Annotated in this window: 19 protein-coding genes; 6 read left to right on the forward strand and 13 right to left on the reverse strand. The window is 56.6% G+C overall.

All coding sequences use genetic code 11. The features are described from left to right. Window positions 1–208: 208 nt before the first annotated feature. The 3 genes from mazG to rlmD all read right to left on the reverse strand — a co-directional run bounded on the left by mazG (window position 209) and on the right by rlmD (window position 4,648). A complete protein-coding gene (gene mazG, locus GXP72_RS18320) occupies window positions 209–1,000 on the reverse strand; it encodes a nucleoside triphosphate pyrophosphohydrolase (protein WP_208763236.1) in 792 nt (263 codons plus the stop codon). A gap of 66 nt (window positions 1,001–1,066) precedes the next feature. Beyond that, window positions 1,067–3,298 carry a GTP diphosphokinase gene (relA, locus tag GXP72_RS18325; RefSeq protein WP_024909268.1) on the reverse strand — a complete coding sequence of 744 codons (2,232 nt, stop codon included), beginning with the start codon at window positions 3,296–3,298 and terminating at the stop codon, window positions 1,067–1,069. A 51-nt stretch (window positions 3,299–3,349) separates the two neighbouring features. Continuing rightward, on the reverse strand, window positions 3,350–4,648 hold the full coding sequence (gene rlmD / locus GXP72_RS18330; RefSeq protein ID WP_032648099.1) for a 23S rRNA (uracil(1939)-C(5))-methyltransferase RlmD: 1,299 nt from the start codon (window positions 4,646–4,648) through the stop codon (window positions 3,350–3,352). 57 nt (window positions 4,649–4,705) lie between these two features. Between rlmD and barA the strand changes: the two genes are divergently transcribed. Next, window positions 4,706–7,459, forward strand: coding sequence for a two-component sensor histidine kinase BarA (gene barA / locus GXP72_RS18335; RefSeq protein ID WP_208763237.1), 2,754 nt, complete (start codon window positions 4,706–4,708; stop codon window positions 7,457–7,459). 103 nt (window positions 7,460–7,562) lie between these two features. On the opposite strand, the gene GXP72_RS18340 is transcribed toward barA, so the two are convergent. From GXP72_RS18340 to syd, 8 genes are all read right to left on the reverse strand, one after another. Continuing rightward, entirely contained in the window at window positions 7,563–8,702 is a 1,140-nt protein-coding gene (locus GXP72_RS18340; RefSeq protein WP_048990140.1) for a glycerate kinase, read from the reverse strand. A 77-nt stretch (window positions 8,703–8,779) separates the two neighbouring features. After that, entirely contained in the window at window positions 8,780–10,117 is a 1,338-nt protein-coding gene (gene gudD, locus GXP72_RS18345; protein ID WP_208763238.1) for a glucarate dehydratase, read from the reverse strand. Between the two features lie 15 nt (window positions 10,118–10,132). After that, on the reverse strand, window positions 10,133–11,473 hold the full coding sequence (locus tag GXP72_RS18350; protein ID WP_061714534.1) for an enolase C-terminal domain-like protein: 1,341 nt from the start codon (window positions 11,471–11,473) through the stop codon (window positions 10,133–10,135). Beyond that, window positions 11,473–12,828, reverse strand: coding sequence for a galactarate/glucarate/glycerate transporter GudP (gudP, locus tag GXP72_RS18355; RefSeq protein WP_090418491.1), 1,356 nt, complete (start codon window positions 12,826–12,828; stop codon window positions 11,473–11,475). The genes GXP72_RS18350 and gudP overlap by 1 nt, the downstream gene beginning before the upstream one ends. Before the next feature lie 307 nt (window positions 12,829–13,135). Then, the gene (locus GXP72_RS18360) at window positions 13,136–13,585 is read right to left on the reverse strand and encodes a flavodoxin (protein WP_090418494.1); all 450 of its coding nucleotides are present in this window, start codon (window positions 13,583–13,585) and stop codon (window positions 13,136–13,138) included. Window positions 13,586–13,609: 24 nt separating this feature from the next. After that, window positions 13,610–14,386, reverse strand: coding sequence for a tRNA pseudouridine(65) synthase TruC (gene truC / locus GXP72_RS18365; protein WP_061714533.1), 777 nt, complete (start codon window positions 14,384–14,386; stop codon window positions 13,610–13,612). Continuing rightward, complete coding sequence (locus GXP72_RS18370) at window positions 14,383–14,712, reverse strand: YqcC family protein (protein WP_023309024.1); 330 nt, start codon at window positions 14,710–14,712, stop codon at window positions 14,383–14,385. Before GXP72_RS18370 ends, truC begins: the two co-directional genes overlap by 4 nt. Window positions 14,713–15,343: 631 nt before the next feature. Then, window positions 15,344–15,889 carry a SecY-interacting protein gene (syd, locus tag GXP72_RS18375; protein ID WP_061714532.1) on the reverse strand — a complete coding sequence of 182 codons (546 nt, stop codon included), beginning with the start codon at window positions 15,887–15,889 and terminating at the stop codon, window positions 15,344–15,346. A 69-nt stretch (window positions 15,890–15,958) separates the two neighbouring features. On the opposite strand from syd, the gene queF reads away from it, so the two are divergent. The 5 genes from queF (at window position 15,959) to xni (ending at window position 22,394) form a co-directional block, all read left to right on the forward strand. After that, window positions 15,959–16,801 carry an NADPH-dependent 7-cyano-7-deazaguanine reductase QueF gene (queF, locus tag GXP72_RS18380; protein ID WP_021241894.1) on the forward strand — a complete coding sequence of 281 codons (843 nt, stop codon included), beginning with the start codon at window positions 15,959–15,961 and terminating at the stop codon, window positions 16,799–16,801. A 116-nt stretch (window positions 16,802–16,917) separates the two neighbouring features. Continuing rightward, on the forward strand, window positions 16,918–18,282 hold the full coding sequence (gene ppnN / locus GXP72_RS18385) for a nucleotide 5'-monophosphate nucleosidase PpnN (RefSeq protein WP_008499641.1): 1,365 nt from the start codon (window positions 16,918–16,920) through the stop codon (window positions 18,280–18,282). A gap of 515 nt (window positions 18,283–18,797) precedes the next feature. Next, window positions 18,798–20,093 (forward strand): HAAAP family serine/threonine permease, encoded by a 1,296-nt coding sequence (locus GXP72_RS18390; protein WP_024909280.1) that lies wholly within the window; start codon window positions 18,798–18,800, stop codon window positions 20,091–20,093. A 65-nt stretch (window positions 20,094–20,158) separates the two neighbouring features. Next, window positions 20,159–21,526, forward strand: a complete 1,368-nt coding sequence (gene sdaB, locus GXP72_RS18395) for an L-serine ammonia-lyase II (RefSeq protein ID WP_032648113.1) — start codon at window positions 20,159–20,161, stop codon at window positions 21,524–21,526. A gap of 112 nt (window positions 21,527–21,638) precedes the next feature. After that, a complete protein-coding gene (gene xni, locus GXP72_RS18400) occupies window positions 21,639–22,394 on the forward strand; it encodes a flap endonuclease Xni (protein ID WP_021241892.1) in 756 nt (251 codons plus the stop codon). Between the two features lie 62 nt (window positions 22,395–22,456). On the opposite strand, the gene rlmM is transcribed toward xni, so the two are convergent. Then, window positions 22,457–23,557 carry a 23S rRNA (cytidine(2498)-2'-O)-methyltransferase RlmM gene (gene rlmM, locus GXP72_RS18405; RefSeq protein ID WP_023309030.1) on the reverse strand — a complete coding sequence of 367 codons (1,101 nt, stop codon included), beginning with the start codon at window positions 23,555–23,557 and terminating at the stop codon, window positions 22,457–22,459. Then, complete coding sequence (locus tag GXP72_RS18410) at window positions 23,550–23,945, reverse strand: DUF423 domain-containing protein (RefSeq protein WP_023309031.1); 396 nt, start codon at window positions 23,943–23,945, stop codon at window positions 23,550–23,552. Before GXP72_RS18410 ends, rlmM begins: the two co-directional genes overlap by 8 nt. Window positions 23,946–23,969 lie beyond the last annotated feature (24 nt).

A 23,969-nucleotide genomic window follows, 5' to 3' on the forward strand; every position in this document is an offset into this window, starting at 1 on the left:
TTAGGGTGAAACGATGGAATAACCAGGACGGGAAAGTAGTATACCCGAACACGGCGAGCGCCACAAACTTTCATTCTCCGTCTCCATTCCAGGCCATGACAAACATAAGGAGTGAGAAAATAGCCCCTTTTGGGTAAATGTTTTTGACGCAAATCAAGCGCTTGTCATTTAAAAAATCACACAAATTGCGCTTGATCGCAAAATTTCGTTAGAGATCAGATTCCTGGCGCTTTACTTCCTGCCAGACTTCTTCCATCGCTTCGAGGCCAATACCGCTCATTTCCAGGCCGCGCGAGGCGACAATCCGCTCAACTTCGCGAAAGCGTCGTTCGAATTTTATGTTGGCTTTTTGCAGGGCGGTTTCCGCTTTTACACCCAGGTGGCGAGAAAGGTTGACGGTCGCAAACAGCAGGTCGCCCATCTCTTCCTCAAGCTTTGCTTCATCCACCACCACCTGCTGCGCTTCGTGCATGACTTCGTCAATCTCTTCGTGCACTTTATCCAGCACCGGGCCGAGGGAGGTCCAGTCAAAACCGACGGCGGAGCAGCGTTTCTGGATTTTATGCGCACGCATCAGCGCGGGCAGGCTCAGCGGAATATCATCCAGCGCCGAGTGCTGAGATTTTTCCGCCCGCTCGGCGCTTTTGATCTGCTCCCAGCGGGCCAGCACCTCGGCGCTGTTCCCTGCGGTGGCATCGCCAAAAATATGGGGATGACGGCGCTCAAGCTTGTCGCTGATGGCAGCGCAGATATCGTCAAAGTTAAAGCGTCCTTCTTCCTGCGCCATCTGCGCGTAGAACACCACCTGGAACAGCAGATCGCCCAGCTCGCCGCGCAGGTCGTCAAAATCTTCACGGGAAATGGCGTCCAGCACCTCGTAGGTCTCTTCAAGGGTGTACGGGGCGATGGTGGCGAAAGTCTGCTCTTTGTCCCACGGGCAGCCGTTTTCCGGGTCGCGCAGGCGTTTCATGATGCCGAGCACGCGGTCGATTTGAGTCATAGTACTGTCCTGATGAAAAAATGCCGGGTGGCGGCGTTGCCTTACCCGGCCTACGTAAGAGGATGTTTAGCCGCCGTGCAGACGACGCGCGTCAATCACATCCGGCACCTGGTTCAGCTTGCCGAGCACGCGGCCCAGCACCTGCAGGTTGTAGATTTCGATGGTCATATCGATGGTGGCAAGCTGCTCGCGGGTATCGCTGCGGCTGGCGACACCCAGCACGTTGACCTTCTCGTTGGCGAGAATAGTCGTGATGTCGCGCAGCAGGCCGCTGCGGTCGTTGGCGGTAACGCGCACCACCAGCGAATAGCCGGCGGAATAGCTCTCACCCCAGACTGCTTCCACGATGCGCTCCGGCGCATGCGACTGAAGCTCGGCAAGCTGGTCGCAGTCGGAACGGTGAATCGAAATCCCTCTCCCCTGGGTGATAAAGCCGACGATATCGTCGCCCGGAATAGGCTGGCAGCAGCGGGCAATGTGGTGCATCAGATTGCCCACGCCCTCGACCACCACGCGGCCATTGTCTTTGCTGCGCTGCTGCGGTGCGTAGGTTTTCTGCTGCAGCTGCTTCAGCGCCGCCGCGTCCTGCTCTGCCGCGCTTGGCTTATTGAACTGCGCCTGCAGGAAGTTCACCATCTGATTCAGACGGATATCACCGCCGCCAATCGCCGCTAACAGCTCGTCAAGCTCGTTGAAGTTGTAGCGCGGCAGCAGGAATTTCTCCGCCTCTTTCAGGCTTATCCCGATATGCTCCAGCTCGTCGTCGAGGATCTGACGACCAGCAAGGATGTTCTTGTCACGATCCTGTTTACGGAACCAGGCGTGAATTTTCGAGCGTCCGCGGCTGGTGGTGACATATCCCAGGTTCGGGTTAAGCCAGTCCCGGCTCGGGTTGGGCTGCTTCTGGGTAATGATTTCAATCTGGTCACCCATCTGCAGCTGATAGGTGAACGGTACGATTCGTCCGCCGATTTTCGCCCCGATGCAGCGGTGCCCCACATCGCTGTGGATGTGGTAGGCAAAATCGAGCGGCGTAGAGCCCGCAGGCAGGTCGACAACGTCCCCTTTCGGGGTAAAGACATAGACCCGGTCATCAAAGACCTGGCTGCGCACTTCGTCGAGCATCTCGCCGGAGTCGGCCATCTCTTCCTGCCACGCAATCAGCTTGCGCAGCCAGGCAATGCGGTCTTCGTGGCCTGAACGCGCCCCGCCGGACGTGCCTTCTTTGTATTTCCAGTGCGCGGCGACGCCCAGCTCGGCGTCCTCGTGCATCTGTTTGGTGCGGATCTGAATCTCGACCGTTTTGCCGCCTGGGCCAAGCACCACGGTATGGATAGACTGATAGCCGTTCGGTTTGGGGTTGGCGACATAGTCATCGAACTCATCGGGCAGATGACGGAAGTGAGTGTGCACTATCCCCAGCGCGGCGTAGCAGTCCTGCAGACGCTCCGCCACGATACGCACGGCGCGCACGTCAAACAGTTCGTCAAAGGCGAGGTGTTTCTTCTGCATTTTGCGCCAGATGCTGTAGATATGCTTAGGCCGCCCGTAGACTTCGGCGCGCACGTTCTCTTCTTTCATCGACTGGCGCAAGCCACCTACAAATTCCTCGATATAGTGCTCGCGGTCGATGCGGCGCTCGTGCAGGAGTTTGGCAATACGTTTATATTCCGCCGGGTGCAGATAGCGGAAGCAGTAATCTTCCAGCTCCCATTTCAGCTGACCAATCCCTAAGCGGTTCGCCAGCGGCGCATAGATGTTTGTACACTCTTTGGCGGCGAGCACGCGCTCGTCTTCCGGCGCATCCTTCACCTCGCGCAGGTGGGCAATACGCTCGGCCAGCTTGATGACCACGCAGCGGAAATCATCCACCATGGCCAGCAGCATCCGGCGAACGTTATCAACCTGTTCCGAGGAGACGGAATCGGTGTGCGCGGCTTTGAGCTGGCGGATGGCCGCCATATCGCGCACGCCGTGGATCAGCGCGACGACGGATTTCCCGACGCTGTCGCGCAGCACGTCCTCGCTGACCACGTCCGCATCCGCGAGAGGGAACAGCAGCGCGGCCTGCAGCGTTTCGATATCCATGTTCAGCATGGACAGGATTTCAACCATCTCCACACCGCGCCACAGGAGAAGATCGGCGTCGGGATGCCCCTGCGTGGTGCGCAGACAATAGGCCCAGGTTTCGGTTAAGCGTTCACACGACTGCTGGCTGGAAATTCCCAGACTTGCGATCCATTTTTGTGGGTCAAACTCCCCAGCTTTATTGAGATGTGCACTTCTTACCGCAACCATTGTCCTCTCCTTTAGGGACCAGGGCCTGTCGAAGTCGACAAGCCAAACAAATTAGATGTGCTCGAACAACACCATCGATTCCAGATGACCAGTGTGCGGGAACATGTCCAGCATTGCCAGACGCTGAATCTGGTAACCCGCGCTAATTAATGCCTCACTGTCCCGGGCAAGCGTTGCCGGGTTACAGGAAACATAGACCACACGCTTTGGCGCGAGTTTAATAATATGTGCCATCACACCAGGGGCACCGGCACGCGCCGGGTCAAGCAGGATTTTATCAAAGCCCTGTTTTGCCCACGGCTGTTGGGTGACATCTTCCTCAAGATTTTGATGAAAGAATGTCACATTTTGCAAGCCGTTCTGCTGTGCGTTCTCCTGCCCTTTCGCCACCAGCGCCTCAACGCCTTCCACGCCGACGACGCTGGCCGCTTTTCGCGCCAGCGGCAGCGTGAAGTTGCCCATTCCGCAGAACAGATCGAGCACCCGATCGCTTTTCTGAACATCCAGCCACGCCAGCGCTTTCTCAACCATCTGCTGGTTAACACCGTCATTCACCTGAATGAAATCCCGCGGGCTGAACGTTAAGCGTAGTCCGTTTGACGCATACCAGGGCACCTCACCGGTAACCTGCTCAAGTATCTCGCTTTGTGGTGCAAGGAAAAGCGCCAGGTCGTGTGAATGCGAAAAGCGTTCCAGTTTTTCGCGATCTTTTTTCGACAACGGCGCGGTATGGCGCAGGACCATCAGCGGCCCATTGTTGGCCATGACCAGTTCGACATGCCCGAGATGGCGAATGCCGTCCAGCCCGGAGAGGCAGGTGCGCACATCCGGAAGCAATGCCTCAAGATGGGGCACCAAAATGGGGCACTGCTTCACATCAACGATGTCGCTGGAGCCGGCCTTGCGAAACCCCATCTCCAGCCGATCCGTTTTTGGCTGATAGCTGAGGCTCAGGCGTGCGCGCCGACGATAGCCCCAGGGCTCATCGGCGAGAATTTCATTAACGTCATGTTTAAGCAGACGCGCCAGCGCGCGGCTTTTGCTTTTTTGCTGTAATTCTGTGCTCGCGTGCTGTTGCTGGCAGCCCCCACAAACGCCAAAATGTGGGCAGCGGGGATTCACGCGCTCCGGGCTATCGTTGAGGCGACGCTTAACCTGCCCGCGCGCGAACTGGCGTTTATCTTCCGTCAGCGTAATTTCTGCTCGTTCTGTTGGCAGTAAACCTGTTATAAACAGAGCCTTACCATTGTGACGTGCCACTCCCTGACCAAACGGATCGAGGTCCGTGGCTTCAACAGTGATGATTTGACGCGTCGTCACGCGTCGCTTTGCAGAGTAGAATTGCGCCATCGCCGAGATTTTTCTCACATAAACATAATTATCTTAATTGTCCCATAACGGAACGCCATGACCAACTACAGCCTGCGCGCGCGCATGATGATTTTGATCCTCGCCCCCACCGTTCTCATCGGTTTGCTGCTGAGTATCTTCTTTGTGGTGCACCGCTATAACGATTTGCAGCGACAGCTGGAGGATGCAGGCGCCAGCATTATCGAACCGCTTGCCGTTTCCAGCGAGTACGGCATGAACCTGCAAAACCGCGAATCCATTGGGCAGTTAATCAGCGTACTCCACCGGCGCCACTCGGACATCGTACGCGCCATTTCCGTTTACGACGAACATAACCGCCTGTTTGTCACCTCGAATTTTCATCTCGATCCGGCGGCCCTGAAGATCCCGGACGGTACGCCGTTCCCGCGCCACCTCACCGTATTGCGGCGCGGCGATATCATGATCCTGCGCACGCCGATCATGTCGGAAAGCTATTCACCCGATGAGTCTGCGCAATCTGACGCCAAATCCAGCAATAATATGCTGGGATATGTGGCGCTGGAGCTGGATCTCAAGTCGGTCCGGCTACAGCAGTACAAAGAAATCTTCATCTCTGGCGTGATGATGCTGTTCTGCATCGGCATTGCGCTGATCTTCGGCTGGCGCCTGATGCGCGACGTGACGGGCCCCATCCGTAACATGGTTAACACGGTTGACCGCATCCGCCGGGGGCAGCTCGACAGCCGGGTGGAAGGGTTTATGCTGGGCGAGCTGGATATGCTGAAGAACGGCATCAACTCGATGGCGATGTCGCTGGCGGCGTACCACGAAGAGATGCAGCACAACGTTGACCAGGCGACGTCCGACCTGCGCGAAACGCTGGAGCAGATGGAGATCCAGAACGTTGAGCTGGATCTGGCGAAAAAGCGCGCTCAGGAAGCGGCACGTATTAAGTCGGAATTCCTGGCCAATATGTCGCACGAGCTGCGTACGCCGCTCAATGGCGTGATCGGCTTCACCCGCCTGACCCTGAAAAGCGAGCTCAACCCGACTCAGCGCGATCACCTGCACACCATTGAGCGCTCGGCCAACAACCTGCTGGCGATCATCAACGACGTGCTGGACTTCTCCAAGCTGGAAGCGGGCAAACTTATCCTGGAAAGTATTCCGTTCCCGCTGCGCAGTACGCTCGATGAGGTGGTGACGCTGCTCGCGCACTCGTCGCACGACAAAGGCCTTGAGCTGACGCTCAACATTAAAAACGACGTGCCGGATAACGTCATTGGCGATCCGCTGCGTCTGCAGCAGGTCATTACTAACCTTGTCGGGAATGCCATTAAATTCACCGAAAGCGGTAACATCGACATTCTGGTAGAAAAACGCTCGATCAGCAGCAATAAGGTGCAGATTGAAGTCCAGATCCGCGATACCGGCATCGGGATTCCGGAGCGCGACCAGTCGCGTCTGTTCCAGGCGTTCCGTCAGGCGGATGCCAGTATCTCCCGCCGTCATGGCGGCACCGGTCTGGTGATCACCCAGCGTCTGGTGAACGAGATGGGCGGCGATATCTCTTTCCACAGCCAGCCAAATCGCGGTTCAACCTTCTGGTTCCACATTAATCTGGACCTCAATCCAAACGTATTGACCGATGGCCCGGTGACGGACTGCCTGAAAGGCAAGCGTCTGGCCTACGTCGAACCTAACGCGGCGGCAGCACAGTGCGCGCTCGACATTTTAAGCACCACGCCGCTGGAGGTGGTCTACAGCCCAACCTTCTCCGCTCTGGCCGTTGAGCATTACGACATCCTGCTGATGGGGATCCCGGTCACCTTCACCGGCGAGCTGACCATGCAGCAGGAGCGACTGGCGAAAGCCGCGTCGATGACCGACTACCTGCTGCTGGCGCTGCCTTGCCACGCGCAGCTCAATGCAGAAGAGTTGAAAAATGACGGGGCCGCCGCGTGTCTGCTGAAACCGCTCACCGCGACCCGCCTGCTGCCCGCGCTCACGGAGTATTGCCGTCTCAGCCAGCATGCCCTCCCGATGATTGACGATGAGCAAAAATTGCCGATGAGCGTCATGGCGGTGGATGATAATCCGGCCAACCTGAAGCTCATTGGCGCATTGCTTGAAGACCAGGTTCAGCACGTTGAGCTGTGCACCAGCGGCGCGCAGGCGGTTGAACAGGCTAAGCAGATGCAGTTCGATTTAATCCTGATGGATATTCAGATGCCGGGCATGGATGGCATTCGGGCCTGCGAGCTGATCCACCAGCTGCCGCATCAGCAACAAACGCCAGTCATTGCAGTCACCGCACACGCAATGGCCGGTCAAAAAGAGAAGCTGCTGAGCGCCGGAATGAATGACTATCTGGCGAAGCCAATCGATGAAGAGAAACTTCATAACCTGTTGTTACGCTATAAGCCGGGTCATATTGGCGGGACGTATACGGTATCCAGCGAGCCGGTTGAAATAACCGTCAACCAGAACGCGACCCTTGACTGGCAGCTTGCTCTGCGCCAGGCGGCAGGTAAACCCGATCTGGCCCGCGAAATGCTGCAAATGCTGGTCGCGTTTCTGCCGGAAATTCGCAATAAGGTGGAAGAGCAGCTGGTGGGTGAAAACCCGGAAGATCTGCTGGAAGCAATCCACAAGCTGCACGGTAGCTGCGGGTACAGCGGCGTACCGCGGCTGAAAAACCTCTGCCAGCTGCTGGAGCAGCAGCTGCGTGCCGGTACGCCGGAATCGGAGCTTGAACCGGAGTTCCTGGAGCTGCTGGATGAAATGGATAACGTGACGCGGGAAGCGATGAAGGTGTTGGGGAGCTGAGGTAGAAGCCCGGTGGCGGCTTCGCCTTACCGGACCTACGATTGCGGGTGCGGGTGCGGCCTGATGCCCTCACCCCGCCCCTCTCCCACGGGGAGAGGGAGAACTACATCCCCTGCCCGACTTTCAGCACCGCCGCGATATTCCTTGCGGCCATCCTGACGTTCTCGCCGGCATTTTCCAGCGCATCTTCCAGCGAGCAGATGGTGTAGATCACGCTAAACACCGCATCAATGCCGTGATCGTGAACCACACCAACGTCCGCCGTCAGGCTGCCTGCAATGCCGATGACGGGTTTGTTAAAGCGTTTTGCCACTTTCGCCACGCCCACCGGGACTTTGCCGTGGATCGTCTGGCTGTCGATGCGACCTTCTCCCGTGATCACCAGATCCGCATCGGCTACCTGATCGGCCAGGTGTAGCGCATCGGTCACGATCTCGATGCCCTGGCGCAGCTGCGCGCCGCAAAAGGCGTACAGCGCGGCCCCCATGCCACCCGCCGCGCCTCCTCCAGCAAGGTTTAGCACATCGATATCCAGATCCCGGGCAATCACGCTCGCATAGTGCGCCAGCGCGTTGTCCAGGGTAACGATCATCTCGGGAGTGGCCCCCTTTTGCGGGCCAAATACGGCTGACGCGCCATCCTTTCCGGTAAGCGGATTCGTCACATCACAGGCGACTTCTATCCGGCATTCTGCCAGACGTCTGTCCAGCCCGCTCAGGTCGATACGCGCGAGTTTTCCCAGCTCGCCCCCGCCTTGCCCAAGAGGCTGTTCGCTGGCGTCGAGCAATCTAGCGCCCAGCGCCTGCACCATCCCTGCGCCGCCGTCATTGGTGGCGCTGCCGCCAATGCCAATGATGATATGCTTAACGCCCGCATTCAGCGCGTGACGAATCAGTTCGCCCGTGCCCCAGGAGGTGGTTTTCAGCGGATTACGCTGCGAAGGCGCAACCAGCTCCAGGCCGCTTGCCGCCGCCATTTCAATAAAGGCACTCTGCTCGTCACCGGATAAGCCATAAAACCCGTCCACGCGCTCACCCAGCGGGCCGGTTACCGGAACATGTACAATGCGTCCCTGCGTTGCCGCGATCATCGCCTCAACCGTCCCTTCGCCACCGTCCGCGACCGGCAGTTTGACGTAAACCGCCTCGGGAAAGATCTCGCGAAAACCACGTTCTATCGCTGTCGCAACCTCAAGCGCACTCAAACTTTCCTTATACGAGTCCGGTGCGATAACAATTTTCATAAGCCATCCTTACGCATAGTCGTTACGTTAAGCATACACCACGTAAAAGACCGCTCATGGGAGCGGTCCCAATGCGTTTATCGTACCATGCACGGGCGTTTAGTGTCGAATGTCCAGTCCGGGATCAGATACTGCATCGCCATCGCGTCGTCGCGCGCGCCCAGACCGTGTTTCTGATACAGCTCATGGGCCTTCATGACCTGATCCATATCCAGCTCAACCCCCAGCCCCGGGGTGGAAGGCACCTGCACCATGCCACCTTTGATCTCAAACGGCTGCTTAGTCAGACGCTGGTTACCTTCCTGCCAGATCCAGTGGGTGTCGATAGCGGTAATCGTCCCCGGCGCGGCGGCGGCGACGTGAGTGAACATCGCCAGAGAGATATCGAAGTGGTTGTTAGAGTGCGAGCCCCAGGTCAGGCCAAACTCATGGCACATCTGCGCCACGCGCACCGACCCCTGCATCGTCCAGAAGTGCGGGTCCGCCAGCGGAATATCAACAGACTGCAATGACAGGGTGTGTCCCATCTGACGCCAGTCGGTCGCAATCATATTGGTCGCGGTCGGCAGTCCCGTAGCGCGACGGAATTCCGCCATCACTTCACGTCCTGAGAAGCCTTGCTCTGCCCCACACGGATCTTCCGCATACGCCAGCACACCTTTCAGCTGTTTACCGATCGCAATGGCCTCATTAAGCGACCATGCGCCGTTCGGATCCAGCGTCACGCGCGCCTGCGGGAAGCGTTTTGCCAGCGCGGTCACGGCTTCCGCCTCTTCCTCACCAGCCAGCACGCCGCCCTTCAGTTTGAAATCATTGAAGCCATATTTTTCATAAGCGGCTTCCGCCAGGCGCACCACCGCATCCGGAGTCATCGCCTCGTCGTGGCGGAGCCGGTACCAGTCGCATTGTTCGTCCGGCTGGCCCTGGTACGGCAAAGGCGTCAGCTTGCGGTCGCCAACAAAGAACAGATAGCCCAGCATTTCCACTTCGCTGCGCTGCTGACCCTCGCCCAGCAGCGACGCAACGTTGACGCCCAGATGCTGACCCAGCAGATCCAACAGGGCGGATTCAATCCCGGTCACCACGTGAATGGTGGTGCGCAGATCGAAGGTCTGCAGGCCACGCCCACCGGCATCGCGATCGGCAAAGGTGTTGCGCACAGTGTTGAGGACATTTTTGTACTCACCCAGCGTTTTGCCCACCACCAGCGGAATGGCATCTTCCAGCGTCTGGCGGATCTTCTCCCCGCCCGGAATTTCGCCCACGCCCGTATGGCCGGAATTGTCTTTGATAATGACAATGTTGCGGGTAAAGAATGGCGCATGCGCGCCGCTCAGGTTCATCAACATGCTGTCATGGCCCGCAACCGGAACGATCTGCATGGCGGTAACTACAGGGGTAGAAAAAGTACTCATCGTTCAATCCTTTTATCAGTGACGTCCGAAAACAGGGCGCTTACGGTCAAATGTCCAGCCGGGAATAAGGTACTGCATCGGGCCCGCGTCGTTACGCGCGCCGCCCGGCAATTTTTTATACGCCTCATGGGCTTTATGGATCTGATCCCAGTCAATCTCCACGCCCAGGCCCGGCGCATCCGGTACGGCAATTTTGCCCTCTATGATTTCCAGCGGATTTTTCGTCAGGCGGGCTTCCCCTTCCTGCCAAATCCAGTGGGTGTCGATGGCGGTCGGGTTACCCGGCGCCGCCGCGCCAACGTGGGTAAACATCGCCAGCGAAATATCAAAGTGATTGTTCGAGTGACAGCCCCAAGTCAGCCCCCAGTCGTCGCACAGCTGCGCCACGCGCACTGCGCCTGAAAGCGTCCAGAAGTGCGGATCCGCCAGCGGTATGTCGACGGCGTTTAGCATCACCGCGTGACCCATTTCGCGCCAGTTGGTAGCAATCATATTGGTCGCGACAGGCAGCCCGGTGGCGCGACGGAACTCAGCCATGACTTCACGGCCCGAAAAACCCTGCTCCGCGCCGCAGGGATCTTCCGCATAGGTCAGGACATCCCCTAGCCCTTTGCACAGGCTAATCGCTTCATCCAGCAGCCATGCGCCGTTGGGATCGACGGTGATCCGTGCATCCGGAAAGCGCTTTTTCAGCGCCCGGGCCGTGTCAATCTCCTGCTCGCCGGGCAGCACGCCGCCCTTCAGCTTGAAATCCTTAAAGCCGTAGCGATCCTGCGCCGCCTCGGCCAGCCGCACCACCGCGTCGCTGGAGAGCGCTTCCTGATGGCGCAGCTGATACCAGTCGTGGTCGCCCGCGGTTCGGGCCAGATAGGGGAGATCGGTTTTATTGCGATCGCCAACGTAGAACAGATAGCCCAGCACGGTGACCGCATCGCGCTGTTTACCGGGCCCCAGCAGCTCGCAGACCGGGACATTGAGCGCCTTACCCAGTAAATCGAGCAGGGCGGCCTCCAGGGCGGCGACCGCGTTGACGCGCAGTTCAAACGTCCAGGCACCTTTACCGAACGTCTCAAAGTCTGCCGACTGATTGCCCTTATGCACTCGCTGAACCACCTTGTTCAGACGGGCCACTTCCTGGCCCACGACCTGCGGAATGGCATTGACCAGCGTCTGGTAAATCACCTCTCCGCCAGGGGCCTCGCCCACGCCGGTATTTCCTGCGCTGTCTTTCAGTACGACGATATTACGGGTAAACCAGGCGTTATGCGCACCGCCAATATTGAGCAGCATGCTGTCCTGCCCGGCCACCGGGATGACCTTCATCTCCGTGACGATTGGACTCGATTGCGTTGTCATCAGCCACGCTCCGCAACAGGTTTAAGTTCGACGCGTTTGATATCCCCCACCAGCACCAGGTAACTCAATACCGCCACCAGCGCATGCACACCCACGTAGATCAGCGCACCGTTGAACGATCCGGTGGTGCCGACGATGTAACCGATCGCGATGGGCGTAACAATCCCGGAGATGTTGCCGAACATGTTGAACAGACCGCCGCTCAGGCCGCTGATCTCTTTCGGGGCAGTATCCGCCATCACCGCCCAGCCCAGCGCGCCAATGCCTTTGCCGAAGAAGGCCATCGCCATAAAGCCGATGATCATCCACTCGGCATTGACGTAGTTACAGAACACCATGGTCATGGAGAGCAGCATGCCGAGCACGATAGGCGTTTTACGCGCGATGTTCAGTGACCCCGTGCGGCGCATCAGCCAGTCGGAAATCACCCCGCCGAGCACGCCCCCCACGAAACCGCAGATTGCCGGGACCGAGGCGACGAATCCCGCTTTCAGAATCGACATACCACGGGCCTGAACCAGATATACCGGGAACCAGGTGATGAAAAAGTAGGTTAAGGCGTTGATACAATACTGGCCCAGATAGATGCCGATCATCATGCGCGAACCGACGAGCTGCCTGATCTGCGCCCATTTCTGGCTGAACGGGACTTTCGCCGTCGAGGATTTCTGATCCATGTTGATCAGCGCGCCGCCTTCCGCGATGTACTCCAGCTCCTTTTTGTTTACGCCAGGATGCTGGTTGGGTTCGTGGATCACTTTCAGCCAGATAAAGCTGATGACGATCCCAAGCCCACCCATAAAGAAGAAGACGTGCGACCAGCCCACCTCATGGGTCAGCCAGCCCATGATTGGCGCGAAGATCACCGTTGCGAAGTACTGTGCGGAGTTGAAAATCGCCACCGCCGTCCCCCTCTCCTGCGCCGGGAACCAGGCAGCGACAATGCGGCTGTTGCCCGGGAAGGAAGGCGCTTCCGCTAAGCCCACCAGGAAGCGCAGCGTGAAGAGTGCCACGATAATGCCGAAGCCGCTGAAGATATCGACGAAGCCCTGCAGCAGGGTAAAGGCAGACCAGATAAAGATGGACCAGAAATAGACGCGTTTAGATCCAAAACGGTCCAGCAGCCAGCCGCCAGGAATTTGCCCGATGACGTAGGCCCATGAGAATGCGGAGAAAACGTAACCCATACCCACGGGATCAAGGCCGATATCTTTTGCCATTTCCGAACCGGCAATCGACAGCGTGGCGCGGTCACCATAGTTAAAGGACGTGACGATAAACAGCATCACCACTATCCAGTAGCGGGCGTTGGTGCGCTTTTCAGCGCTGCTCGCCGCGTGGCTTAATGTACTCATTGTTGCACTCCTGAAACATAGCTTTCGCCAGGTTCATTCTGTACAGCACCGGTAGGGTAATCAGAATGAGATTTGTTTTGTCGTTTTGGTACGGCCTGAAGCCGTTTTATCGTGACCAGGAAAGTATATGAAGGAGTGCCTCTTCACCTCACCGTGCAGAAACACAGTATTTAAGGGTGTATGAGAGCTTGTTTATGGCATAAGCCCAGGATAGTGGAAGGTGGTTCACGGAAATGACGTTTGGTGCGGGGTGTACTGCCGGGTGGCGGCTGCGCCTGACCCGGCCTACCATTGGTATAGCGCAGGGTTATTTAAGCAGCGTTGCCCAGTGCTCGACCCATGGGTTTGATTCGCTTTCTGGCTCCGGGTGCTCACCCGCATCAATCAGCAGCATCTCGCCGACGCGCTGGGCACTCTGCTCCTGCAGGAGCGCATCGAACTGCTTGCCACCGCCGCAGAAGTTGGCGTAAGAGCTGTCGCCCAGGGCAATGATGCCGTAGTGCACGTCCGGCTGATAGCCAAGCTGGTCTTTAATGCCCTGGAACAGCGGCACGATGCTGTCCGGCAGATCGCCCTGCCCGGTGGTGGAGGTCACCACCAGAATGTATTTGTCTTTATACTTTTCCCAGTCTGCCAGCTCCGGGTCTTCATAGACCGTGGCTTTATGGCCCAGGCTTACCAGAATCGCCTCAGCCTCTTCCGCGACCAGCAGCGAATTGCCGTACATTGTGCCGACAAAAATGCCTACTTCAGCCATGATATTTTCCCATAATGAATGCGTTTACTGTTCATCCTGAACGTTGCCCGATACAAACTCAACCCTTTCATTTTCGGGGAGTTGTCCCAGCCAGCCAAACTGTGACAGCGCCTGCATCCAGACATCGTCCAGCCCCGCGCGGATAGTCAGCGGTTCGCCGGTAAACGGGTGCGTCATGCTGAGCTCGCTCGCGTGCAGCATCAGACGATGGCAGCCAAAGTGTTCGGCCGCGCTGCGGTTCTGGCGCAAATCACCGTGTTTGCTGTCGCCAATAATCGGGTGGCGCAGATGTGCAAGATGGCGTCGCAGCTGGTGCTTACGCCCGGTTTTGGGCAGAAGCTCAACCAGGCTGTAGCGCGTGGTCGGAAATTTGCTGGTGGCCACCGGCATTTCCGTCGTCGCCATGCTGCGATAATCCGTCACCGCAGGCTGCGGACCTTTGTCATCGCGGGCAAATTTATCGGCAATTTTGTCCAGCTCCTCCACCAGCGGGTAGTCCAGGGTGGCGGACTCGGTCAGCCAGCCACGCACGATCGCGTGGTAGCGCTTCTGGATCTGGTGCTGTTCAAACTGCTGCGCCAGCAGACGGCCAGCTTCGCTGGACAGCCCCATCAGCAGCACGCCGGAGGTCGGTCTGTCGAGACGATGGGCGGTAAAAACATGCTGACCAATCTGGTCGCGAACGGTCTGCATCACCACCACTTTCTCGTCGCGATCCAGCCAGCTGCGGTGCACCAGCCAGCCTGACGGTTTATTCACCGCCACCAGCCACTCGTCCTGATAGAGGATCTCAAGCGTCATGCATCTTCACCGGCAAACAGGGCATCCAGTTTTTCCAGTTCGACCAGCATCACGTCACGCGCAGGGTGCGTCGCCTCGAGCGCCATTTCATAGTAGGGAGAGACAGCAAACGCCTGCGGCAGCGGGTGACCGCCCTCAAGCAGGGCGTGCATGCGCGGAATTAACACCCACTGCAGCCACTCAAACGGGGCCAGCGTATCCAGGCAGAAGGGCTGGGTGCTCGCGAACGCTTCTGGCTGCGGCGCGGTCTCCTGCCACAGCTGATGTTGGCGCAAAAGGGCTTCGATGGCGTGCAACTGAGCACGAACGCTATCGTGTTGCGTCATAGTAACCTCAACTGAAAAAGTGAACGGCGCGCAGCATAGCATTGCGGAAGACAGAAATAAAAAAAGGGAGCACTGTAAAAACAGTGCTCCCGGTTCGTTCCGCAGCATTCCAGCTACAATTCGTGCTCCCTGCTCATCCGTGACAACTTTTCCTGAAGCCCGAAGGCCTGGTCATCCGTAAACCGATGCATCCTGCACACATCTTCCTGACGTGTTTGTTTCATCCTGAAACGTCCTGGCCTTCCAGACCCACCGACCATCCTGACCGGCTCTCGTTCTCCTTCCTGGAGGTGTCCCTTACGCATCCTGCGTAATCCACTTCGCTTCATCCTGAAGCCTTCCTGCAGCGCCATCCTGACGAGTCCTGAGTGAGATACGCCATCATCCTGATGTTCGTTTCTCGTGTCGGCATCCTGTCGACGGAGATAGAATCCGCTATTCCGCTTCGTCTTACAACCCACCCTTTCGGGTGTGTAAGCCGTAAGAAATCCCTAAAAAAGGTGCAATAAACCCGTAATCTATTGAAAAACAGAGTAATATTAATCTGAACTAAATGAGGTAATACTGAATGTTCCAGCGATCTCTCACAAACCTTGTAAGAGATCTCTCACACGCGCTATAGCATCATGGATTACAGAAGTGGCTCAAGTCGGGTGAGGAAATCCGCAAGAGAGGGGGCGAGAGTCTCGCGATTGCGGGTACCGATAGTCTCTTTAACCACTTCACCTGACAGGTTACAGACGGATAACACATCCAGTTCACTGTCCAGCGTAGCAATAAAGAGCGTCGGAGAAAGCTTAAGGCGCTTTTGCGTGACCAGATGACCAATCAGGTTTTCCTGAACACGCTGCAGATCGTCTCCGCTCCAGGTCTGCAACAGCATCAGCGTGATATCAGCAAAGCGCGCGGGCATATCCCCTGCGAACTGCGTGGTATAAAACGCATGAACCGCTGGTTGTACCACAATGTCCATTGCCCGTTCAACCGCATTTACATTTTGCTCGCCGGTATTGGGCTTCGGCTGCCAGATAACGTAATCCTCAAGCGAAGAGATAATGCACGGCGAGGGTACGCCATATAAATCAGCACTTTGCGGCCACGAGCCCTGCTTTTCATGCCATGCGTCGCAATAGCGGGTCGTGAAGGTAGTGAGGGCATTTGCAGTTTCGATGTCCACCGATTTCTCTCTTCTTGTCAGACAGGATAAACTCAGCCCATAAGTGTACCTGTAAAGTGGCTATGAAACATGTCTTACGAAAATCATCAGGCGTTAACCGGCTTAACGCTGGGTAAATCGACCGATTACCGCGATACCTACGATGCAAGCCTGCTGCAGGGCGTACCGCGCAGCCTGAATCGCGATCCTTTGGGTCTGCATGCGGACGCATTGCCGTTTGTCGGCGGTGATATCTGGACGCTGTACGAACTCTCCTGGCTCAACGCACGCGGTCTGCCGCAGGTGGCGGTGGGCCACGTCGAGCTGGATTACGCCAGCGTTAATCTCGTCGAGTCCAAAAGCTTTAAGCTGTATCTCAACAGTTTTAACCAGACAAAATTCAACAGCTGGGACGACGTTCAGCACACCCTGGAACGTGACTTAAGCGCCTGCGCGCAGGGTAAGGTAAGCGTTTCACTGTATCGCCTGCACGAGCTGGAAGGGCAGCCTGTCGCCCACTTCAACGGGACCTGCATCGACGATCAGGATATTGAGGTGGAGAATTATGAATTCAGCGCCGATTACCTCGAAAACGCGGCGAGCGGAAAAGTGGTCGAAGAGACGCTGGTCAGCCATCTGCTGAAATCCAACTGCCTGATCACCCACCAGCCGGACTGGGGCTCGGTGCAGATCCAGTACCGCGGCCCAAAAATCGACCGGGAAAAATTGCTGCGCTACCTGGTGTCGTTCCGCCATCACAACGAATTCCACGAGCAGTGCGTGGAGCGCATCTTTAGCGATATTCAGCGTTTTTGTCAGCCGGAGAAGCTGAGCGTTTACGCGCGCTACACCCGCCGCGGCGGTCTGGACATTAACCCGTGGCGCACCAACACCGATTTTGTGCCGGCGACGGGACGGCTGGTGCGTCAGTAATATAAATATTTTCACAATATGCGCGGTATCTTCCGCGCTTTAGGTTGTGAAACGTCACGCGCCAGGGCTATTGTAATCAACAGGGAAAGACGATAATCGTCCCGTAAGGAGCTCACTTGATTACACATATTAGCCCGCTTGGCTCAATGGATATGTTGTCGCAGCTGGAAGTGGACATGCTTAAGCGCACGGCCAGCAGCGATCTTTATCAACTGTTTCGTAACTGTTCACTTGCCGTACTGAACTCCGGAAGCCTGACAGATAACAGTAAAGAACTGCTGTCCCGCTTCGAAAGCTTTGATATCAACGTGCTGCGCCGCGAGCGTGGCGTGAAGCTTGAAGTCATCAACCCGCCGGAAGAGGCCTTTGTCGACGGGCGCATCATTCGTTCACTTCAGGCTAACCTGTTTGCCGTGCTGCGTGACATCCTGTTTGTTAACGGGCAGATCCACAACGCAGGCCGTTTCCAGCATCTCGACCTGGAAAGCTCGGTCCATATTACCAACCTGGTGTTCTCCATTTTGCGTAACGCCCGTGCCCTGCACGTTGGCGAAGCGCCGAACATGGTCGTGTGCTGGGGCGGTCACTCCATTAACGAAACCGAATACCTTTATGCCCGTCGGGTGGGCACCCAGCTTGGCCTGCGCGAGCTGAACATCTGTACCGGCTGCGGTCCGGGTGCGATGGAAGCGCCAATGAAAGGTGCGGCGGTTGGGCACGCGCAGCAGCGTTATAAAGAGGGACGTTTCATCGGCATGACCGAGCCGTCAATTATCGCCGCTGAGCCACCTAACCCGCTGGTTAATGAGCTGATTATCATGCCGGATATCGAGAAACGTCTTGAGGCGTTTGTCCGTATCGCCCACGGCATTATCATCTTCCCGGGCGGCGTCGGGACAGCGGAGGAGCTGCTCTACCTGCTGGGTATTCTGATGAACCCGGCCAACAAAGATCAGGTTCTGCCGCTGATCCTGACCGGGCCAAAAGAGAGCGCCGACTACTTCCGCGTGCTGGACGAGTTTATCGTGCACACGCTGGGTGAAGCCGCGCGTCGTCACTATCGCATCATCATCGACGATGCCGCAGAAGTGGCCCGCCAGATGAAGAAAGCAATGCCATTGGTGAAAGAAAACCGTCGCGATACCGGTGATGCGTACAGCTTTAACTGGTCAATCCGAATTGCGCCGGACCTGCAGATCCCGTTCGAGCCTTCACACGAGAACATGGCGAACCTGAAACTCTACCCGGATCAGCCGGTGGAAGTTCTGGCCGCCGATCTGCGTCGCGCCTTCTCCGGTATTGTGGCGGGCAACGTCAAAGAGGTGGGCATCCGCGCCATTGAACAGTACGGTCCGTACAAGATCCACGGCGATCCGGAGATGATGCGCCGCATGGATGACATGCTGCAGGGCTTTGTCGCCCAGCACCGCATGAAGCTGCCGGGCTCTGCCTATATTCCTTGCTACGAAATCTGCACCTGACGCTTAGCGATATCTCATCAAAGCCGGGTCGCCCTGTTGCGCGTCCCGGCTTTTTTTATTCCTGATGTAATTCATAGGCATCACTTATATCTTTTACAAAGTTGTCACATACGCAAACGATTACCTGCATTTTGCAACCGTAAATTATCAGCCTTAATCCAAATTACCTGCCAGAAAATACTAAAAACCCATTTCTTTACAGCGAAAGACACCTATATCACGGGGCGGTCTTTCAGCGCACATGTCGTTGGTGGTAGCCTTCGCGCCCGTAAATTCTCTTTGATGTTTTTTTAACAGATAAATGGTCTAAAGATGCCCACATCATAAGTGGATTATTGCATTTGGGATCACGATCACTGATAGATTCATAACTAGAATGTATCTTTCCGCCCGCCAATAGTTACGGGCAAAAATTATTAAAAAACCGTCACTGAACGAATTTCATATTACCGTCAGGCACTTTTTCATCGGATTTGACTAAAAACCTGACAATTCGCTTCCTCCAGGAGATACAGATGGAAACCACTCAAACCAGCACCGTTGCTTCGATTGAATCCCGAAGTGGTTGGCGCAAAACGGATACCATGTGGATGCTTGGCCTTTACGGCACAGCAATCGGCGCTGGTGTACTGTTCCTTCCTATCAACGCAGGCGTCGGCGGTCTGATCCCGCTGATCATTATGGCTATCATTGCTTTCCCGATGACCTTCTTTGCACACCGCGGTCTGACCCGCTTCGTGCTGTCCGGTAAAAACCCGGGCGAAGACATCACTGAAGTGGTTGAAGAGCATTTCGGCGTTGGCGCAGGTAAATTGATTACCCTGCTCTACTTCTTCGCGATTTACCCTATTCTGCTGGTCTACAGCGTGGCGATCACTAACACCGTTGAAAGCTTCATGATGCACCAGCTGCACATGACGCCGCCGCCGCGTGCGATTCTGTCTCTGATCCTGATTGTGGGCATGATGACCATCGTGCGCTTCGGTGAGCAGATGATTGTGAAAGCAATGAGCGTACTGGTCTTCCCGTTCGTTATTGCTCTGATGGTGCTGGCTTGCTACCTGATCCCACAGTGGAACGGTGCAGCGCTGGAAACCCTGTCCCTGAGCAGCGCATCGGCAACCGGTAACGGCCTGCTGATGACACTCTGGCTGGCGATTCCGGTAATGGTGTTCTCTTTCAACCACTCCCCAATCATCTCCTCTTTCGCTGTTGCGAAACGTGAAGAGTACGGTAATGGTGCAGAGAAGAAGTGCTCCAGCATCCTGGCACGCGCTCACATCATGATGGTACTGACCGTTATGTTCTTCGTCTTCAGCTGCGTACTGAGCCTCTCCCCGGCGGACCTGGCGGCAGCGAAAGAGCAGAACATCTCTATTCTGTCTTACCTGGCAAACCACTTTAACGCACCTGTCATTGCGTGGATGGCACCTATCATCGCGATTATCGCCATCACCAAATCCTTCCTGGGCCACTACCTCGGCGCACGTGAAGGCTTCAACGGTATGGTGATTAAATCTCTGCGCGGTAAAGGCAAGAGCATTGAAATCAACAAGCTGAACAAAATCACTGCACTGTTCATGCTGCTCACCACCTGGGCGGTAGCAACGCTGAACCCAAGCATCCTGGGCATGATTGAAACCCTGGGCGGCCCGGTCATCGCGATGATTCTGTTCCTGATGCCGATGTACGCGATTCAGAAAGTCCCTGCTATGCGCAAGTACAGCGGTCATGTGAGCAACGTCTTTGTGGTTATCATGGGTCTTATCGCAATCTCTGCGATCTTCTACTCCCTGTACACCATGTTCTGATTATCACCCGCGCCGTCTTCGGACGGCGCACTCCTCCCTCTCTGACTGAAAGCAATGGACGCATCATGATTAGCGTATTCGATATTTTCAAAATCGGTATTGGTCCTTCCAGCTCTCACACCGTCGGACCAATGAAAGCCGGTAAGCAGTTCACGGATGACTTGATTGCACGCGGCATCTTGCATGACGTTACACGCGTGGTTGTCGATGTATACGGCTCGCTTTCCCTGACCGGGAAAGGCCACCATACCGATATCGCCATTATCATGGGCCTGGCGGGAAACCTGCCGGATACCGTTGATATTGATGCGATCCCTGGCTTCATCCAGGATGTGAATACCCACGGTCGCCTGCTGCTGGCGAACGGTGAGCATGAGGTTGAATTCCCGGTTGACCACTGCATGAATTTCCATGCGGACAACCTGTCGCTGCACGAAAACGGCATGCGCATTACCGCACTGGCCGGCGACAAAGCGGTATACAGCCAGACGTATTACTCTATCGGCGGAGGTTTTATCGTCGACGAAGACCACTTTGGTCAAACCGATAACGCTTCTGTCGAGGTGCCGTATCCGTACAAAACGGCGGCGGATCTTCAGCGTCACTGCCAGGAGACGGGCCTTTCCCTCTCCGGCCTGATGATGAAAAACGAGCTGGCACTTCACAGCAAAGAAGAACTCGAACAGCACTTCACCAACGTCTGGGACGTGATGCGCGGCGGTATTGAGCGCGGGATCACCACCGAAGGCGTTCTGCCTGGCAAGCTTCGCGTGCCGCGTCGTGCTGCAGCGCTGCGCCGTATGCTGGTGAGCACTGACAAAACGACAACGGACCCAATGGCCGTCGTTGACTGGATCAACATGTTCGCCCTGGCGGTGAACGAAGAGAACGCCGCAGGGGGCCGTGTGGTCACCGCGCCGACTAACGGTGCCTGCGGTATCGTTCCGGCGGTGCTGGCGTACTACGACAAGTTTATCCGTGAAGTAAACGCCAACTCACTGGCACGCTACCTGCTGGTCGCCAGTGCGATTGGTTCGCTGTATAAGATGAACGCGTCCATTTCCGGTGCGGAAGTGGGCTGTCAGGGTGAAGTCGGCGTGGCGTGCTCCATGGCGGCGGCGGGTCTGGCCGAACTGTTGGGTGCAAGCCCGACCCAGGTGTGCATTGCTGCAGAAATCGGCATGGAACATAACCTGGGACTGACCTGTGACCCGGTTGCCGGGCAGGTACAGGTGCCGTGCATCGAACGTAACGCGATTGCCTCCGTGAAGGCGGTGAACGCGGCACGTATGGCGCTGCGCCGCACCAGCGAGCCGCGCGTCTGTCTCGATAAGGTTATCGAAACCATGTACGAAACGGGTAAAGATATGAACGCCAAATACCGCGAAACCTCTCGCGGCGGCCTGGCGATGAAGATCGTGACCTGCGATTAAGCCTCTCAGGAAGCCTCGTTTTGCGAGGCTTCTTCCTGTTTTCCCCACCATTCATAGTTTCATGCTGCTGACAGTGTTACCCTTCCTGCATTAGATAGAAGGGAGATTATCTGTGGCCGTTCATTTACTTATCGTCGATGCACTTAACCTGATTCGCCGTATCCATGCGGTGCAGGGGACGCCTTGTAAAGACACCTGTCTGCACGCGCTGGAACAGCTTATCCGCCACAGTGAACCCACCCATGCGGTCGCGGTATTTGATGACGAAGCCCGCAATACGGGCTGGCGGCACCAGCGTCTGCCCGACTACAAAGCCGGACGCGCACCGATGCCGGACGATCTTCACGCCGAATTGCCCATGCTGCGCGCCGCATTTGAACAGCGGGGCGTCCCCTGCTGGGGGGCACAGGGAAATGAAGCCGACGATCTCGCGGCCACCCTGGCCGTAAAGGTGGCGAGTGCCGGGCATCAGGCCACGATCGTTTCAACGGACAAAGGCTACTGCCAGCTGCTCTCCCCCACTATCCGCATTCGCGACTATTTTCAAAAACGCTGGCTGGACGCGCCGTTTATTGCCAGCGAGTTTGGCGTATCGCCTGAGCAACTGCCGGACTACTGGGGGCTGGCAGGCATCAGCAGTTCTAAAGTTCCGGGTGTGGCCGGGATTGGGCCGAAGAGCGCCGCACAGCTGCTGACCGATTTTCAGAGTCTGGAAGGAATTTACGCCCGTCTGGATGAGGTGCCAGAAAAGTGGCGCAAAAAGCTGGAGGCGCATAAAGAGATGGCGTTTATCTGCCGGGAAATCGCAACGCTCCAGACGGATTTACAGCTGGACGGGAATTTACAGCAGTTGCGGTTAGAACGTTAAAACGACGACACGGGTTTGTAGGCCCGGTAAGCGCAGCGCCACCGGGCAAAACAAAGCACGCACTATCGCTCGTCGCGACGTCCGCCGACCGCGGCCCACCAGCGACGAATATGCACCGTCACCTCTTCGCGGTCGTGATACAGCTGACGCGCCTGGATCTCCACGTTAATACCGTGTTCGTCCATCTGCTCCTGAATGTACGCCAGGTTCTGCGACACTTCCTCATAGCGCTTTTTCATCGGCAGCTTGAGGTTGAAAATGGTCTCACGACACCAGCCGTTCACCAGCCAGGAGGCCATCAGCGCGGCGACTTTTGCCGGCTTCTCAACCATATCGCACACCATCCACGAGATGTTGTTACGGTTCGGGCGATAGCGGAAACCATCTTCACGCAGCCACGTGACCTGCCCGGTGTCCATCAGGCTTTGCGCCATTGGACCGTTATCAACGGACGATACCCACATATTGCGTTTCACCAGCTGATAGGTCCAGCCGCCCGGGCACGCGCCAAGGTCAACGGCGTACATGCCGTTTGCCAGACGCTCATCCCACTCATCCGCCGGAATAAAGACGTGGAACGCCTCTTCCAGCTTGAGCGTGGAACGACTTGGCGCATCAGACGGGAAGCGCAAACGCGGGATGCCCATAAAGAAGGGAGAGTTGTTGGTAGTGTATGAATAGCCTGTATAGCAGCAGCCCGGTGCGATAAAGAAGATATGCACCACCGGACGCTTCGGCGTTTCGTAGTTCGTCAGCACGCCCGCATCACGCAGCGCCGCACGCAGCGGCACGGTGAACTTACGGCAGAACTTCATCAGCTCTTTACTTTCGTTGGTATCCGCCACTTCAACGCGCAGATCGCCGCCCTTCTCCACCACGCCCTGCAGCATGCCGACAATTGGCGTGATGCGGTCTTCCGGCGGAAGATCCTTCAGCAGCTCACCCGCAACAAACATCTGGCGAGCAAAGATCAGCGAGCTGAACGGCAGCTCGCGTGCCAGCTTGTCTGCGTCTTCAGGCTGATAGCATTCAAATACCACATAGCCCGCGTTCTCTTTTACGCGGGCAAAGCCGAAGACTTCGCGCTTCGCCGCTTTATCGGTAATTTCCGCGGCGCACTCTTTCTCAAACCCCGGGCGACAATATAAAACAACCTTATTCATGAACAACGCCCTTGCGTTTCAGACGGATAGCTCCGATAAACATTAATACCCAACCCGCCAGGAAGCTGAAGCCGCCGACAGGTGTAACGAACGCCCACAGGCGCAGATGTGAGAGCGCAAGGCAGTACAGGCTACCGCTGAACAACACGGTACCCAGCGCCATGAACACGCTGCTCCAGTAAAACCAGATACTGATACGGCGCTGCATCGCCACTGCCAGCCCAAAAATAGCCAGCGTATGGAACGCCTGATATTCAAGGCCGGTCTGGATCCAGCCCATCTCTACTGCGCCTAAAGATTTGCTTAAGACATGTGCGCCAAAGGCGCCCAGTGCTACAAAAATAAAGCCACTCACCGCGGCAAAAATCAGCATGAATCGGCTGGTCATGTTTAAGTCCTGAATTGATGCGTG

Origin of the sequence: Enterobacter sp. SES19 (assembly GCF_011765665.1) — a bacterium.
GTDB lineage: Bacteria > Pseudomonadota > Gammaproteobacteria > Enterobacterales > Enterobacteriaceae > Enterobacter > Enterobacter pseudoroggenkampii.